The organism is Streptomyces sp. NPDC030893 (assembly GCF_055571535.1).
The window spans coordinates 1-14983 of record NZ_JBVIFC010000029.1; the positions used below are offsets into that span (position 1 = coordinate 1).

Annotated in this window: 14 protein-coding genes; 8 read left to right on the forward strand and 6 right to left on the reverse strand. The window is 76.2% G+C overall.

Annotated features, from left to right (window positions below):
* Positions 1 to 88: 88 nt before the first annotated feature.
* The 6 genes from ACZ434_RS31885 to ACZ434_RS31910 all read right to left on the reverse strand — a co-directional run bounded on the left by ACZ434_RS31885 (position 89) and on the right by ACZ434_RS31910 (position 5322).
* On the reverse strand, positions 89 to 1174 hold the full coding sequence (locus ACZ434_RS31885; RefSeq protein ID WP_468462066.1) for a serine hydrolase domain-containing protein: 1086 nt from the start codon (positions 1172 to 1174) through the stop codon (positions 89 to 91).
* Complete coding sequence (locus ACZ434_RS31890; protein ID WP_468462068.1) at positions 1171 to 2088, reverse strand: DUF6895 family protein; 918 nt, start codon at positions 2086 to 2088, stop codon at positions 1171 to 1173. The genes ACZ434_RS31885 and ACZ434_RS31890 overlap by 4 nt, the downstream gene beginning before the upstream one ends.
* A complete protein-coding gene (locus ACZ434_RS31895) occupies positions 2085 to 3047 on the reverse strand; it encodes a DUF6895 family protein (RefSeq protein ID WP_468462070.1) in 963 nt (320 codons plus the stop codon). The genes ACZ434_RS31890 and ACZ434_RS31895 overlap by 4 nt, the downstream gene beginning before the upstream one ends.
* Positions 3044 to 3739: a hypothetical protein gene (locus ACZ434_RS31900; protein WP_468462072.1), complete on the reverse strand. Its 696-nt coding sequence runs from the start codon at positions 3737 to 3739 to the stop codon at positions 3044 to 3046. Before ACZ434_RS31900 ends, ACZ434_RS31895 begins: the two co-directional genes overlap by 4 nt.
* 24 nt (positions 3740 to 3763) lie before the next feature.
* The gene (locus ACZ434_RS31905) at positions 3764 to 3952 is read right to left on the reverse strand and encodes a hypothetical protein (RefSeq protein WP_468462074.1); all 189 of its coding nucleotides are present in this window, start codon (positions 3950 to 3952) and stop codon (positions 3764 to 3766) included.
* Positions 3953 to 4068: 116 nt separating this feature from the next.
* A complete protein-coding gene (locus ACZ434_RS31910; protein ID WP_468462076.1) occupies positions 4069 to 5322 on the reverse strand; it encodes a cytochrome P450 in 1254 nt (417 codons plus the stop codon).
* Positions 5323 to 5493: 171 nt separating this feature from the next.
* On the opposite strand from ACZ434_RS31910, the gene ACZ434_RS31915 reads away from it, so the two are divergent.
* From ACZ434_RS31915 to rfaE2, 8 genes are all read left to right on the forward strand, one after another.
* The gene (locus tag ACZ434_RS31915) at positions 5494 to 6000 is read left to right on the forward strand and encodes a hypothetical protein (RefSeq protein ID WP_468462078.1); all 507 of its coding nucleotides are present in this window, start codon (positions 5494 to 5496) and stop codon (positions 5998 to 6000) included.
* Between the two features lie 273 nt (positions 6001 to 6273).
* Positions 6274 to 7236: an NAD-dependent epimerase/dehydratase family protein gene (locus ACZ434_RS31920; RefSeq protein ID WP_468462080.1), complete on the forward strand. Its 963-nt coding sequence runs from the start codon at positions 6274 to 6276 to the stop codon at positions 7234 to 7236.
* Positions 7237 to 7303: 67 nt separating this feature from the next.
* A complete protein-coding gene (locus ACZ434_RS31925; RefSeq protein WP_468462082.1) occupies positions 7304 to 8971 on the forward strand; it encodes a carbamoyltransferase family protein in 1668 nt (555 codons plus the stop codon).
* The gene (locus ACZ434_RS31930; RefSeq protein WP_468462084.1) at positions 8968 to 10032 is read left to right on the forward strand and encodes a glycosyltransferase family 2 protein; all 1065 of its coding nucleotides are present in this window, start codon (positions 8968 to 8970) and stop codon (positions 10030 to 10032) included. Before ACZ434_RS31925 ends, ACZ434_RS31930 begins: the two co-directional genes overlap by 4 nt.
* A 58-nt stretch (positions 10033 to 10090) precedes the next feature.
* A complete protein-coding gene (locus tag ACZ434_RS31935) occupies positions 10091 to 11056 on the forward strand; it encodes a glycosyltransferase (protein WP_468462086.1) in 966 nt (321 codons plus the stop codon).
* Entirely contained in the window at positions 11053 to 12330 is a 1278-nt protein-coding gene (locus ACZ434_RS31940) for a glycosyltransferase (protein ID WP_468462088.1), read from the forward strand. Before ACZ434_RS31935 ends, ACZ434_RS31940 begins: the two co-directional genes overlap by 4 nt.
* An 87-nt stretch (positions 12331 to 12417) precedes the next feature.
* On the forward strand, positions 12418 to 13044 hold the full coding sequence (locus ACZ434_RS31945; protein WP_468462090.1) for a D-sedoheptulose-7-phosphate isomerase: 627 nt from the start codon (positions 12418 to 12420) through the stop codon (positions 13042 to 13044).
* The gene (gene rfaE2, locus ACZ434_RS31950; RefSeq protein ID WP_468462092.1) at positions 13041 to 14567 is read left to right on the forward strand and encodes a D-glycero-beta-D-manno-heptose 1-phosphate adenylyltransferase; all 1527 of its coding nucleotides are present in this window, start codon (positions 13041 to 13043) and stop codon (positions 14565 to 14567) included. Before ACZ434_RS31945 ends, rfaE2 begins: the two co-directional genes overlap by 4 nt.
* Positions 14568 to 14983 lie beyond the last annotated feature (416 nt).

Sequence of the window (14983 nt, forward strand, 5' to 3'; positions counted from 1 at the left end):
TTCCCCTCCCACCCCCCCCCCCCCCCCCCTCCCCCCCCCTCCCCCCACCCCCCCCCCCCCCCCCCCCCCCCCCCCCCCCCCCCACCGGTCACTCCTCGGCGAGCAGGGCGTACGCCCGCTCCTGGAACGGGTCGTGGGCGCGGTAGCGCCGGCTGCACACGGCGGCCAGGGCGGTGCCCGTGTCGGGCCGGAACGCGAGGAAGGCCTGCTGGCCGAGGGTGGCTCCGGAGTGGAAGTACAGGTGGCCGTCGCCGGCGGGGTGCCGGAACCAGGCGGCGGTGTGCACCTGCCGGTGCCCGAGTCCGCGGCGGAGCACCGGGGTGCGTACGGCGCGCAGCGCGCCGGTCAGCGGGGGGCACCGGTCGGGGTCGAGGTGGGCCTCGAGGAAGGTGAGCAGGTCGTGCGGGGTGGCCCGGACGGCGCCGGCCGCCTGGAAACCGCCGGCGTCGAAGGCGGGCACGGGGGTGCGGCCGTCCTTGCCGTGGCCGGGGGCGTCGGGCCCGCCGGCGCCCGCCCGGAGCGCCGTGTCGCCGAGGCCGAGGGGTTCCAGCAGCCGGCCGGTGATCAGCTCCGGCCACGGTGTGCCGGTGGCGACGGCCAGGGCGTGGCCGAGCACGGCGACACCGAAGTTGGAGTAGCGCCAGCGGGTGCCGGGCCGGTGGCGGGGGCGGTGGCGCAGGAAGGCGTCGACGACGCGCGCGTCGGGGTAGCGGGCGTAGGGGTTGGTGCGCCGGGCGGGCAGGGCCCGGACGTAGAAGTCGGCGGGGAGGCGGGGCAGTCCCGCGGTGTGGGTCGTCAGGTGGACGAGGGTCGCGGGCGCCGGGCCGGCGGGCCGGCCGCCGTCCAGGAGAGGGCGGGCGGGTTCGCCGCCGGTCAGCCGGCCGCTGTCCACGAGGGCGGCCAGCAGCAGTCCGGTGAACGTCTTGGTGGCCGAGCCGATCTCGTAGCGGAGGGTGTCGCGCGGACGCGGTGGGGGCGGTGCGGTGCCGCCGGTGCGTACGGTGCGGCGGCCGTGCCGGGACACGGCGAAGACGGCGTGGGGCGCGTCGGCCGCGGCGACGGCGTCGCCGAGCCGCTCGTACAGGCGCTCGTCGGCGCGGGACTCCGGCCGGTGGGCGGGGGCGTCGTCGTCGGACGGGAGGCCGGGCCAGGGGGTGCGGTACGTCGTCGTCATGAGGCGCGGGCCAGTTCGGTGAGGGCGCGGGAGGTGGCCAGGACGGAGGCGAAGGCGGCGACCAGCGTGGAGTGGTAGACGATGTCGAAGACCGCTTCCTCGTCGCCCTCGGGCATCGTCCGGACGGCCGGCATGGCGCCGTCCGGCTGCTGGGCGGCGGCGAACGCCTTCCAGGCCGGCTCGTCCAGCGTGGGCCGGGGCAGACAGGCGTCGACGACCAGGAGTTCGCCGAGCAGGTCCCAGCGTTCGAGGTCCAGCCAGTCGTCGATCCAGGCCGGCAGCCATGTGGTCAGGTAGTCGGCGATGTCCGGGGGCAGCGCGCCGGGGTTCTCGCCCCAGTCGGTCAGGTGGAACACGCAGTGCGTGACGGCGTAGGCGATGCGGCCCTCGACGGTCCAGGGTTCGGGGGCACGGGCCAGCCAGGTGGTGCGCAGGACCTCCGGCTCCGGGGGCCGGGGGGTGAGTCCGTAGCGGCGCTGGAACGCGGAGAGCGCGAGCCTCCGGGTGGGGGGCATCTCGAACGCCTCCCAGCCGGCGAGGCGGTGGTTGAGTTCGACCGCGCGTTCCAGCTCGGGCTGGCTGTAGCCGAGTTCGCGGAACGGCAGGTAGACCTCGAACGGGACCGGGGAGATCGGTTCGGTGCGCTGTGCGCGCACCAGCATGGTGCCGCCGTCCAGGGTGTCGCGCCAGGCGTGGTCGATCAGCCGGCGGGCCAGTTCGGCCTGGCGGGAGCCGGCGACGCCCTCGCGGAACAGCACGGTGCAGATCAGGGCGAGTTCACCGACGGGTTTGAAGCGTTCCAGGAAGCCCACCTCCGGGTCCGCGTCGGGCTCCAGCCGGAAGCCGTCGCGGTGGGTCCAGAGCCATTCCAGGGCGCCGGCGCCGACGGCGTGGATCAGGCGGGTGTCGGTCATGCCGGCGCTCCTTGTCGGCCGGGCCGCGTTCCGGCGCCGGCCGGGTGCGCGGTGGTGAGGACGGCCGCGAAGGCGGCCAGGAGGGTGGAGTGGTAGTGGAGGGCGAAGTACCGCCCCGGGTCGGCGGTTTCGCCGTCGCCGGCGCCGCGGCCCTCTTCCGGGATCGCGCCCGAGGGGTCCTGCGCCGCCCTCAGGCGCTGCCAGGCGTCCGGCGGGACGACGTCGTCGAGGGGGCGGGGCAGGGTCGCGGCCACGGCCAGCAGCTCGCCGGCCAGGTCCCACATCCCGGCGTCCAGGCAGGTGTCCAGCCAGGCCGGCAGCCAGTCGGCCAGGTAGCCGGCGAGGTCGGGCGGCAGCGCGTCGTCGGCGCGTCCCCAGTCGGTGAGGTGGAAGACGACGTGGGTGAGGGCGTATCCGGCGGCGCGTTCGAAGGTCCAGGGTTCGGGCAGTCCGCCGAGCCAGGTGCGCGGCAGCAGGGCCGGGACCGTTCCGGGCCGGCGGATGCCGCAGCTCTCCTCGGCCTTCAGCACACCGAGCCGCCGGGTCGGGTCCTGCTCGGTGAGCCGCCAGCCCCTGGTGCGGGCGGTCACGGCGGCGGCCTCCTCGTAGGCGGGGTGGCGCAGCCCGGCCGAGGCGAAGGCCGCGTAGACCTCCAACGGGTAGGTGGCGAACGGCTCCAGGCGTTGCAGCCGGGTGAACAGTTCGCCGTGGCGCGTCTGTTGCCAGGCGAAGTCCAGCAGCGCGCCCGCCCGGGCGTGCAGCGGGTCGGCGGGGGCGGTGCGGTGGGTCACGGTCGCGCAGACCCTGGTCAGTTCGCCGAGCGGCTTCCAGGTGCCGTCGACCCTGCCGTCGGACGCCAGCGCCTCCTCGCCGAGGGCGAAGCGGTCCCGGTGTGCGGTCACCCAGGCGAGGGCGTCCTCGGCGAGCTGCCGGACGTCCGGGGGGCCGGGGGCGGTCACACGAGTACTCCGGTCCGGATCAGCCGGGCCGTGCGCACCTGGAGCGCGACGAGCGGGTCCTGTCCGCTCATCAACTTCACGAAGTCCAGGCCCGATTCGAGGCCGAGGGTGTCCGGCACACCGGGCAGCAGGGTCAGCCAGCGGCCGGCTCCGGCGGCCTGCCGCCAGTCCCTGCGGCGCACCGCCCGGACGAATCCGCGGGCCACGTCGACGGGGCGGCGCACGGCCGCGCGGCTCACCGCGCAGTCCTCACCCGGCAGCGCGAGCGGGGCCAGTACGGCGAGTTGATGGGTGAGGGACTGCCAGCCCGCCTCGTCGAGCCAGCCGGTGCCCGGCTCGTCCGCGGCCCCGGAGGAGCCGGAGGGGTCGATCCGCCGCAGGGTGCGTGCCATGCCCCAGTGGCTCCAGCGGACGGTGGGCGCGGCATCCGCGCGGGGCGGATACGCCTCGACCGCCTTGCGAAACACGGCCACTTCGGCGGGGTCGGGCGGGGTGCCCGGCAGAAGGCCCGGCAGCATCGCGTCGGCGCCGAGTACGCGTACGGCGGCGAGCGCGAGGTCTCCCGCTTCCCCACCGGTCCCCGCGGAGAGGACCGCGTGGGTGTGGTCCCCGCCGTGAAGGGCGGAGACCACACCGGAAGCGAGGTCCTGCACCGCGGCCTGCAAGCGGGTCGAAGTGCCTGACTGCTCCATATCTCGTGCTCCCGTCGATCCCGTTCAGCCCTTCTTCGGACGCGGGGTCGGGGGCGACAGCAGAACGAACCCTCCGCCGCCCGCTACGGCCAGCCCGGCGCACTCACGGCTGTCGCGGTACACACCGTCGGTCTCGGCCGGGTCGAGTGCCGCCTCGATGTCGGTGCTCTGGATTCCGGTGAGTTCCTCGATGACCTTCTCGTCGGGACGCATGACACCATCTCCCTGAGGTGAAGCGAGTACCTTCCCCTCCAGACTCACCCATATCGGACAATTCACGCCACTTTTCCCGGACTTGCTTTTCGTCACTTCTTCAACGGGAGCAGGCGTCAGGCGGAGTCGGCGGGCGGACGCACACCGGACAGGAGTACGCCGCTGTGCGGGCGGGTGGGGACACGGTTGAGCGGGATGGCCAGGTTCTGCTCCGGCACCGTGTACTCCGTTCGGGCGAGCCGTCCGGCGAGCGCCTCCAGCAGGCCGACGGTCACGCCCTCACCGGGACAGCGGTGACCCTCGGCCGGGTCGCCGCCGCCCTGCGGGATCGCTTCGTCGCGTTGCACGGGCCGTTCGAGGAAGCGCTGCGGGCGGAAGGCGTACGGATCGCCCCACAGGGACTCGTCGTGGTTCTGCCCGTACACGTCGAGCACCACCAGTCCTCCGGCCGGGACCCACTCCCCCCGCCAGTACAGGTCGCGTGCGGCGAGACCGCCGAGGAACGGCACGAACGGGTAGAAGCGGCGCACCTCGTGCGCGAACGCCGCGGTGAACGCGAGGTCGCCGCCGGCCAGGGGCGCCCGGTGCCCGGGCCCGCGGTGCAGGGCGTGCGCCGTGAAGGCCACGAACCAGGCGACCGCGGTCGTCGGGCGGACCACGTTGAGCAGTTCCACCGCGGCCGTCTTCTCGTCGAGCGGCCGCCCGTCGGCGTCACGGTGCCGGCACACCAGGTCGAGCACCGAGTCGCCCCGCGCGGTGACGTCGCCGGAGCGCACGTCCCGCACGAGCCGGCCCAGCCGCTCCTCCTGGCGGGCGCGGGCGCGCCGGGCCCGCAGATGACGCGGCCCGGCGGTGGCGAAACCGTCGACCATCGCGATCATGTCGCGGGCCGTCGCCACGGCCCCGTCGTCCCCCAGCGGTATGCCGGCCCACCGGTGGACCCCGGTGGCGAGCACCGTGCTCGCCTCGTCGAACAGCACGACGGATCCGCGCCGGCCCCACTCGGGTACGGCCTCGTCCCAGGCCTCGGTCACCTGGTCGACGAGGCCGGCGATCCGGCCGGGTTCGAGCAGGGGCAGGAACAGGGACTTGCGGGCGCGGTGGGCGGGACCGTCGAGGGTGTGCACGGCCCCGTGGCCGAAGAGGGTGGCGAGCACGGGTTCGGGGAGGGCGCGGTGCCGGTGCACATTGCGCTCGTCGTAGAAGAACCGCACGGCCTCGGGGCCCCGCAGCGCGAGCGCGGGACGGCCCAGGATCCGGGTGCGGACCACCGGGCCGGGGGCGTCGCGCATCCGGTTGGGCAGCCAGGCGTAGCCCTCGGCCAGCAGGGGCAGGGTGCGGTCGATCATCGGGCGGCTGAGTACGTCCATGGCCGCCGGGTGCCCGCCGGCCCTCCCCGGACACGCCCGGCGGCGGCAGGGCACCCGTACGGGTGTGGCCGAGACCACGCGGCGAAGGAGGCGCGGATCACGCCGGGACGGGCCGAGCGGCGGCTACCGTCGGTGCGGTTTCCCCACCCCGACGGTTCGGACGGCCCGGCAGTGCAAGCAGATCTCTCCCCGGTCATCGCGGCCACCGCGCAGTGGCTGACGCGTTCCTTCCCCGCGTCCGGCGGGGCGCTGGCCTCGGCGCTGTGCGAGGTGCAGGCACGGCAGGCGGTGACGGTCGCGGCCCGGCTCCGGTACCCCTCCGCGATGGACGCCGCCCTGGTCCACCTGGCGGGCCCGGGCGGTTCCGCGCGGCTCGACTGGGTCACCGGCGCGGACACCGGCGGGGAGGGCGACGGGTACGCCTGGCGCACCTGGGTCGACGAGGTCGTGGCGAGCTGGGCCGCCTGTCTGCTCGCCGACCCGGAACTGGCCCGTCTCGCGGTCGGCTCCCTCGGCGGGGACACCCCGGCCGAGTTCCGCCGGCTGCTCGCCCCGGACGAGGCCGACCGCCGTTCCGCGGCCCTGCTGCGCCACCCCGACCTGCTCTCCCCGGTGGCCGCCCTCCACCACGGCTCCCTCCTCGCCCGCCTCGGACCGGACACCACCCTCGTCGCCTGACCCCGCGGAAGCCGTCCCGGGGCCCCAAACCACACTCCGGCTCCGGCTGCGCCCCGGGGCGCCCCACCCTTCCCGTCCGGCACCGCTGTGACCTGCGTAAACGTGGAGCGCCGCGCTGTGTTCACGTTCCGTCACTCACCGGATTGCAGTAGGCGACCGTGCCGCGGGGGTGGCGGCGGCGCACGCTGATCGAGGGCTCGACGGCCCCGGTCCGGGTGCCGGAAGCACCGTGCCGGCCCGGACACCGACGCCTCCGACGGAGGGCTGAGCGACATGACCACCGCCATATCCCGGAACTGGGAGCACGTCGTCGTCACCGGCGGCGCCGGCTTCGTCGGCTCCCACCTGTGCACCACCCTGCTCGACGCGGGTGCCGCCGTCACCTGTGTGGACGACTTCAGCACCGGCCGGCCGGAGAACGTCACCCCGCTGCTCGAGAGGCCCGGATTCACGCTCGTACGGGCCAACGCGGCCGAGGAACTGCCCGTGGACCGGCGGCCCGACCTCGTCCTCCACTTCGCCTCGCCCGCCTCCCCCGCGGACTACCTGCGGCTGCCGCTGCACACCATGGAGGCAGGCAGCCTCGGCACCCGCAACGCCCTGCGGCTCGCCCAGGAGTCCGAGGCCCGGCTGGTCCTCGCCTCCACCTCGGAGGTGTACGGGGACCCGCTGCAGAACCCCCAGGACGAGCGCTACTGGGGCAACGTCAACCCCGTCGGCCCGCGCAGCGTCTACGACGAGGCCAAACGGTTCGGCGAGGCGCTCACCACCGCCCACGCCGACACCCACGGCACCGACGCCTGCATCGTGCGGCTGTTCAACACCTACGGCCCGCGGATGCGCGGCCACGACGGGCGGGCCGTGCCGACCTTCGTCCGGCAGGCCCTGGCCGGCGAGCCGCTCACCGTGACCGGTGACGGCCGTCAGACCCGTTCGCTGTGCTACGTCGACGACACGGTGGCCGGGATCCTCGCGGCGGCCGCCCACGGCATGCGCGGCCCCGTCAACCTCGGCAACCCCGGCGAGATCACCATGCTGGACCTGGCCCGCCTCGTGGTCCGCCTCGCCGGTTCGGCGTCCGACATCCGCTACATCGAACGCCCGGTGGACGACCCGGCCGTGCGCTGCCCCGACATCACCCTGGCCCGCGACAAGCTCGGCTGGGAGCCCCGGGTGGACGCCGAGGAGGGCCTGCGCCGCACGATCGCCTGGTTCCGCGCCGAGGCCGGTCACTGAGCGCGGCCGTCCCCGCCCTGGACCCGCGGCCGCGCAGGCCGCCCCGATCCGCGAAAGGCCGTCCGCCATGCGCATCCTCGGAATCAACGCCCTCTTCCACGACCCCGCCGCCGCCCTGGTGATCGACGGACGGACCGTCGCCGCCGCGGAGGAGGAGAGGTTCTCCCGGCGCAAGCACGGCAAGCGGCCGCTGCCGTTCTCCGCCTGGGAACTGCCCGAGAAGGCCGCCGCCTGGTGCCTGAAGCACGCCGGGCTGCGGCCCCAGGACCTCGACGCGGTCGCCTACTCCTTCGACCCGGCGCTCGCCCGTCCCGCCGACGCGATGGGCCTGGACGACCCGTGGGACCACCTGCGGCTCACCTACGCGCGGGAGGCCCCCGGCTTCCTGCGGACCGCGCTGCCCGGGCTGGACCCCGGCACCGTCCGCTTCGTACCGCACCACATGGCGCACGCCGCCTCCGGCGCCTTCGCCGCACCCGGCGGCGGGGACTGCTCGGTCCTGGTGCTGGACGGCCGCGGCGAACGCGCCTCGCACCTCGCCGCCCGCCGCGTGGGCGACCGGCTCGAACCCCTGCGCGCCCAGGACCTCCCGCACTCGCTCGGCCTGGTCTACGAGGAACTCACCGAGCACCTCGGCTTCCTGCGCTCCTCCGACGAGTTCAAGGTGATGGCCCTCGCCTCCCACGGCACCCCGCGCATGCTGCCCGAACTGCGCCGGTACGTGTACCCGACCGGTGACGGCGGCTTCCACGCCTCGGGCGTGCCCTGGCACGAACTCTGCGCGCCGCGCGGCCCCGACGAACCGTGGACCCGGGACCACGCCGACGTGGCGGCCAGTGCGCAGGCCGTGCTGGAGGAGACCCTGCTGGACCTGGTGCGCTGGCTGCACGGCCGTACCCACGACCGCGTCCTCACCCTCGCCGGGGGCGTCGCCCTGAACTGCGTCGCCAACTCCCGCATCGCCCGGGAGGGCCCGTTCTCCCGGGTGTGGGTGCAGCCGGCGGCCGGGGACGCGGGCACCGCGCTGGGCGGCGCCCTGCTGCTGTCCGCCGGGGCCGGTGACGGGCCGGAGCCCATGCCCGGCGCCGACCTCGGCCGGGACTGGTCGGACGCGGAGCTGGGCGCCTGGCTGAAGACCGCCGCCGTCCCCTTCGAGCGGCCGGCCGACATCGCCGCCACCGTGGCCCGGGCGCTGGCCGGCAACGGCATCGTCGCCTGGTTCCAGGGCCGCAGCGAGTACGGCCCCCGGGCGCTCGGCCACCGCTCGCTGCTGGCCCACCCCGGCCACGCGGGCAACCTGGAGCGGCTCAACGACGTCAAGGGACGCGAGCAGTTCCGTCCGGTCGCGCCGATGGTGCTCGCCGACCGGGCCGCCGAGATCTTCGACGGGCCGCTGCCCAGCCCCTACATGCTCTTCGTGCACGACGTGGCCCCCGCCTGGCGGGAGCGCATCCCCGCCGTGGTGCACGTCGACGGCACCGCCCGCATCCAGACCGTCGACCCGGCGCGCGAGCCCCTGGTGGCGGGGATGCTCGGCGAGTTCGAGCGGCTGACCGGGCTGCCCGTGGTCGTCAACACCAGCCTCAACACGGCGGGCCGGCCCATGGTGGACGACCCGCGCGACGCCCTGGAGTGCTTCGGCTCCTCCCCCGTCGACCTGCTGGCCATCGGCCCGTACGCGATCCGGCGCGGTGACGTCTTCCGCTCCGCCGGCGAAGGCGAGGTCCTGCGATGACCGGATCCCCCGCTCCGGGCGGCGAGTACGCCGTGGTGGTGCCGACCCTCGGCCGGCCCTGCCTGGGCCGGTGTCTGCGGGCGCTGGCCGAGGCGGACGGCCCCGGCCCGGCCCGGGTCGTGGTGGTCGACGACCGCCCGGACCCCTCGGCCGCGCCGCTGACCGCCGCCGTTCCGCCGTCGCTGCGCGCGCGCACCCTCGTCGTGCCCGGCGGGGCGCGGGGACCGGCCGCCGCCCGCAACACCGGGTGGCGGGCGGCCGGGGACGTGCCGTGGGTCGTCTTCCTCGACGACGACGTGGTCCCGGGCGCCACCTGGGCCGACGACCTGGCCCTCGACCTCGCGGGAGCGAACGTCGCGACCGCCGGGATCACCGCCCGTATCGACGTGCCCCTGCCGGCCCACCGCCGGCCCACCGACTGGGAGCGCACCACCGCGGGCCTCGCCACCGCCCGCTGGATCACCGCCGACATGGCGTACCGCCGCCGGACGCTGGAGAGCACCGGCGGGTTCGACGAACGGTTCCCCAGGGCGTTCCGCGAGGACGCGGATCTGGCGCTGCGGGTCCTCGACGCCGGCTGGACCCTCGCCGAGGGCCGCCGTCTGACCACCCATCCGGTACGGGAGGCCGGGCGCTGGATCTCGGTACGGGCCCAGGCGGGCAACGCCGACGACGTGCTGATGTCCCGGCTGCACGGCCGTGACTGGCGGCAGCGGGCGGACGCGCCACGGGGGCGCCTGCCCGGGCATCTGGCGGTGACCGCGGCGGGTCTGGCGGCCGTGGTGTGCGCGCTGTCCGGCCGGCCGCGGGCCTCGGCGGTCTGCCTCGGCGGCTGGCTGGCCGGCACCGCCGAGTTCGCCCTGGCCCGGATCCTGCCGGGTCCGCGCACCCGGGAGGAGATCGTCACCATGGTCCTCACCAGCGTGCTCATCCCCCCGGCGGCGGTCCTCCACCGGCTGCGCGGCCACCTCCGCCACCGCACGGCACCACCCCGTCCCGGACGGTCCGGGGACCCCGCGCACGCGTACCCGCCGCCGGCCGGCGAACGGCTGCCGTCATGACCCGCCCACCGCCGGACCGGGGAGAGCGTACGGACCGAGGAGCGCGAGGAGCCGCCGTATGAACATCCTGCTGTGGCACGTACACGGTTCCTGGACGACGGCGTTCGTCCAGGGCCCGCACACCTACGTCGTCCCCGTCACCCCGGACCGCGGTCCGGACGGGCTCGGCCGTGCCCGGACCTTCACCTGGCCGTCGTCGGTGCGCGAGGCCACGCCGGAACAGCTGCGGGAGACCCCGTTCGACCTGGTCGTCCTGCAGCGGCCGCACGAACTCGAACTCGCCGCGCGCTGGCTCGGCGGCCGCCGCCCCGGACGGGACGTGCCGGCCGTGTACCTGGAGCACAACGCCCCGGACGGCGACGTGCCGGACACCCGGCACCCGTTCGCCGACCGCGCCGATCTGAGCATCGTGCACGTCACCCACTTCAACCGGCTGTTCTGGGACTGCGGCGGCACCCGCACCGAGGTGATCGAGCACGGCATCGTCGACCCGGGCCACCGCTACACGGGCCGGGTGGAGCGTGCCGCGGTCGTCGTCAACGAACCGCTGCGGCGCGGCCGGTACACCGGTACGGACCTGCTGCCCGCGCTCGCCGCGGCGGTGCCGCTGGACGTGTTCGGCATGCGCACCGAGGGGCTCGCCGGGCATCTGGGCCTGCCCCCGGAGCGGTGCCGCACCGCCGATCTGCCGCAGCGCGACCTGCACGCGGCCATGGCCGAGCGCCGGATGTACCTGCACCCGGTGCGCTGGACCTCCCTCGGGCTGTCCCTGCTGGAGGCGATGCACCTCGGCATGCCCGTCCTGGCGCTGGCCACCACCGAGGCGGTCGAGGCGGTGCCGTCCGGCTCGGGCACCGTGTCCAACCGCCCCGACGTCCTCGCCCGGGCCGCCCGCCGCTATCTCGCGGATCCGCAGGCGGCCGCCGCCGACGGGGCGCGGGCCCGGCAGGCCGCGCTCGAACGGTACGGGCTCAAGCGGTTCCTGGACGACTGGGAACGCCTGATCACGGAGGTGTGCTCATGACCCCGCCCCTCGGCCCCCTCCCGGGCGGCCCGTCCGCCGGCGACGGCCTCGCCCCGGGCGTGCTGTCCATCGCGCTGGTCTCGGAGCACGCGAGCCCCCTCGCCACGCTCGGCGGGGTGGACGCCGGCGGGCAGAACGTCCATGTCGCCGCCCTGGCCGGGGCGCTCGCCGACCGCGGCCACCGCGTCACCGTGCACACCCGCCGCGACGATCCGGGCCTGCCCGACCGGGTGCCCCTGCGCGACGGCGTCGAGGTGCACCATGTGCCGGCCGGTCCGGCGGAAGCGGTCCCCAAGGACCGGCTGCTGCCGTACATGGAGGAGTTCGGGCAGCACCTGGCCCGGGCGTGGCGGGCGCGCACCCCGGACGTGGCGCACTCGCACTACTGGATGTCGGGGCTGGCCTCGCTGTGGGCGGCCCGGGAGCTGGGGCTGCCGCTGCTGCACACGTATCACGCGCTGGGCACGGTGAAGCGGCGCCACCAGAAGCTCGCCGACACCAGTCCGCCGGAGCGTATCGGCTGCGAGACGGAGGTCGGCCTCGGCTGCGACCGGGTCGTGGCCACCTGCCGGGACGAGGTCGCCGAACTGCTCCGGATGGGCGTGCCGGAGGACCGGGTCGGCGTCGTGCCGTGCGGGGTGGACACGGACCGGTTCACGCCACTGGGACCCGTCGCGCCCCGCGGCCCGTACCGGTACCGGCTGCTGCAGCTGGGCCGGCTGGTGCCGCGCAAGGGCGCCGGGGTCTCGGTGGCGGCGCTGGCCCGGCTGCCGGGGACCGAACTCGTCGTGGTCGGCGGGCCCCCGCGGGACCGTCTCGACGACGACCCGGAGGTGCGCAGGCTGCGCGCTCTGGCCCGGGACGCCGGGGTGGCCGACCGGGTCCGGTTCACCGGTGGGGTGAGCCCCTCCCGGGTGCCGGCGCTGCTGCGCTCCGCCGACGTGGTGCTGTGCCCCGCCGACTACGAGCCGTTCGGGATCGTCCCCCTGGAGGCCATGGCCTGCGGCCGTCCGGTGGTGGCCAGCGCCGTCGGCGGCCAGCTCGACACGGTCGCGGATCCCGGCACGGGACGGCTGGTGCCGCCCGGTGACCCGGGGGCGCTGGCCCGTGCCGTGGCCGCGCTGCTCGCCGATCCGGCGGCCCGCGCGGCATGCGGTGCGGCCGGCCGCCGCCGGGTCCTCAGCCGCTACGGCTGGCCGCGGATCGCCGCCGCCACCGAGGCCGCGTACTGCGAGGTCCTCGACGCCGAGCACGCCGCGCCCCGGGCCGGGTGACCCGCCCGGACGACCGCCGACGCCCCGAAAGCTGGAAGGAGGTGCGGGTCCCACCGCCATCCCCCCGAGGCGGTGCGCCCGAACAGGATGACCGAACACCCCGCGCTCGACGCCGCACACCTGCACTGCCGGTCGCTCCAGGAGGCCCTCGACGGCCTCCGCCTGACCGGCCTGCCCCGGATCGCCGACTGGGGCTCACGCCTCGCCTCCGTCCTCACCGACGGCGGACGGCTGCTGGCCGCCGGCAACGGCGGCAGCGCCGCCCAGGCCCAGCATCTGACCGCCGAACTCGTCGGACGGTACCGCCAGGAGCGGCGCGCCTATTCGGCGCTCGCCCTGCACGCGGAGACCTCCAGCGTCACCGCCATCGGCAACGACTACGGCTTCGACCATGTGTACGCCCGCCAGGTGATCGCCCACGGGCGTCCGGACGACGTCCTCATGCTGCTGTCCACCTCGGGGCGCAGCGCCAACCTGATCGCGGCGGCCGTGGCGGCCCGGCGGGCCGGGCTGCGGGTCTGGGCGCTCACCGGGCCCGGCCCCAACCCGCTGGCGGAGGCCGCCCACGAGGCGCTGTGCGTGGAGGCGGGCAGCACCGCGACCGTCCAGGAGACGCATCTCGTCGCCGTGCACCTGCTCTGCGAGTCGTTCGACGCCGTCGTGTCCACGCCCCTCGCGCGGCGTGCGGCGGCCGTCCCCGGGAGGATGTCATGACCGCTCTCAAGCCGCTCGTGGTGGTGGGGGACGTGCTGCTGGACGAGGACATCGAGGGAGTCGCCACGCGGCTCGCCCCGGACGCCCCCGCACCGGTCGTCGACGTCACCGGTGACCGCAGGCATCCGGGCGGGGCCGGACTGGCCGCCGCGCTCGCCGCCCGGGGCGGCCGGGACGTCGTCCTGGTGACCGCCCTCGGCGACGACCCCGCCAGCGAGGACGTCCGCCGGGGGCTCAGCGGCCGGGTCCGGCTGCTGGAGCTGCCGCTGCACGGCACGCTGCCGGTGAAGACGAGGGTGCTGGCGGGCGGGCGGCCCGTGGTGCGCCTCGACCGGGGCGGCGGGACACCCGGGGAGCCGGACGACGCGGTGTGCGAGGCGCTCGCGGGCGCGCACGCGGTGCTCGTCGCGGACTACGGGCGGCACACGGCGGGAGCGGTGCGCGCGCATCTGGCGGACGTGGCCCGCCGTACGCCGCTGGTGTGGGATCCGCATCCCCGGGGCGAGCCGCCGGTGCCGGGGGCGCGGATCGTCACGCCCAACGCGGCGGAGGCGGTGGCGCTGTGCGCCGGGGCGGTGGGGGTGGCGGGGGCGGCGGGTGCGGCGGGGGCTGCGGGGCCGTCCGGTGGGTCCGGTGGGTCCGGTGGGTCGGATGCGTCGGACGCGTCGCTCGGTGCCTTCGCCGAGCGGGGGGCGGAGCTCGCGGAGCGCTGGCGGGTGGCGGGTGTCGCCGTGACGCTCGGCGACCGCGGGGTGCTGCTCACCCGGCCGGGCGGGGGTACGCCGATGCTGATTCCGGCGCCCTTCCAGGCCGACGGGGACCCCTGCGGGGCGGGCGACTGTTTCGCCGCCGCGACCGTCGCGGCGCTGGCCGACGGGCTGTTGCCGGAGGAGGCGCTGCAGCGGGCGGTCGCCGCGGCGGCCGCGTTCGTCGCGGCGGGCGGGGCGGGGAATCCTGACCTGTGGCGGACGCCGGCCGTTCCGGGGCCGGGGTCCGGGGTGGGGTCGGGGGCGGGGTCGGGGCCCGGTCCCGCGGCCGACGCGGTCGACGCGTTCGGGCTGGCCGAGAGTGTGCGGGCACGCGGGGGGACGGTCGTCGCCACGGGCGGCTGCTTCGACCTGGTGCACGCCGGGCACGTCGGGCTGCTGGAGAGCGCGCGGCGGATCGGTGACTGTCTGATCGTGTGCCTGAACTCCGACGCGTCCGTCACCCGGCGCAAGGGTGCGGGGCGGCCGCTGAATCCGGCGGCGGACCGGGCGCGGGTGCTGGCGGCGCTGGGGAGTGTGGACGCGGTGGTGGTGTTCGAGGAGGACACGCCGGCGGCGGTGCTGGAACGGCTGCGGCCGGATGTGTGGGTGAAGGGCGGGGACTACTCCGTGCAGGGGCTGCCGGAGGCGGAGGTGTTGCGGGGGTGGGGTGGGCAGGCGGTGGTACTGCCGTACCTGGACGGGCGGTCGACGACGTTGCTGGCGCGGCGGGCTGCGGATGCGGCGGCGGTCGCCGTGCGGGCGGCGGAGGGGTGAGTCGGGGGTGCCGGTGGGTGGGGGTGGCTGCTGGTTTTTCGCCCCCGCCGCCCCTTCCCGTCCCGTCCCCGGGGGCGCTGCCCCCGGACCCCCGCTCCTCAAACGCCGGAGGGGCTGATGGCTGAGGGGGCGCCGGGCGGGCGGGGAAGGGGCGGCGGGCAGGGAGGGGATGGCAGGCGGTAGGCGGCGGCTGGCGGGAAGGGAAGCGGGCAGGGAGGGGGCAGGCGGAAGGGCGCAGGCGGAAGGGGGTGGCGGGCAGGCGGAAGGGGGCGGCTGGCAGGCAGGGGGCTGCGGATGGGAAGGGGCGGCAGGGCGGGAAGGGGCCAGACGCGGAGGGGGGCGGGCAGGAAGGGGGTGGTCGGCGGAAAGGCGTGGGTGGCGAGGAGGGGTGGTCGGCGGAAAGGAGCGGGTGCGAG

Excerpts from the sequence above, each read along its gene's own strand:
- ACZ434_RS31930 (WP_468462084.1), top strand. The coding sequence starts at position 8,968 with ATGACCGGATCCCCCGCTCCGGGCGGCGAGTACGCCGTGGTGGTGCCG.
- ACZ434_RS31925 (WP_468462082.1), top strand. The coding sequence starts at position 7,304 with ATGCGCATCCTCGGAATCAACGCCCTCTTCCACGACCCCGCCGCCGCC.
- ACZ434_RS31885 (WP_468462066.1), bottom strand. The coding sequence starts at position 1,174 with ATGACGACGACGTACCGCACCCCCTGGCCCGGCCTCCCGTCCGACGAC.
- ACZ434_RS31920 (WP_468462080.1), top strand. The coding sequence starts at position 6,274 with ATGACCACCGCCATATCCCGGAACTGGGAGCACGTCGTCGTCACCGGC.
- ACZ434_RS31900 (WP_468462072.1), bottom strand. The coding sequence starts at position 3,739 with ATGGAGCAGTCAGGCACTTCGACCCGCTTGCAGGCCGCGGTGCAGGAC.
- ACZ434_RS31905 (WP_468462074.1), bottom strand. The coding sequence starts at position 3,952 with ATGCGTCCCGACGAGAAGGTCATCGAGGAACTCACCGGAATCCAGAGC.
- ACZ434_RS31890 (WP_468462068.1), bottom strand. The coding sequence starts at position 2,088 with ATGACCGACACCCGCCTGATCCACGCCGTCGGCGCCGGCGCCCTGGAA.
- rfaE2 (WP_468462092.1), top strand. The coding sequence starts at position 13,041 with ATGACCGCTCTCAAGCCGCTCGTGGTGGTGGGGGACGTGCTGCTGGAC.
- ACZ434_RS31935 (WP_468462086.1), top strand. The coding sequence starts at position 10,091 with ATGAACATCCTGCTGTGGCACGTACACGGTTCCTGGACGACGGCGTTC.
- ACZ434_RS31945 (WP_468462090.1), top strand. The coding sequence starts at position 12,418 with ATGACCGAACACCCCGCGCTCGACGCCGCACACCTGCACTGCCGGTCG.
- ACZ434_RS31910 (WP_468462076.1), bottom strand. The coding sequence starts at position 5,322 with ATGGACGTACTCAGCCGCCCGATGATCGACCGCACCCTGCCCCTGCTG.
- ACZ434_RS31940 (WP_468462088.1), top strand. The coding sequence starts at position 11,053 with ATGACCCCGCCCCTCGGCCCCCTCCCGGGCGGCCCGTCCGCCGGCGAC.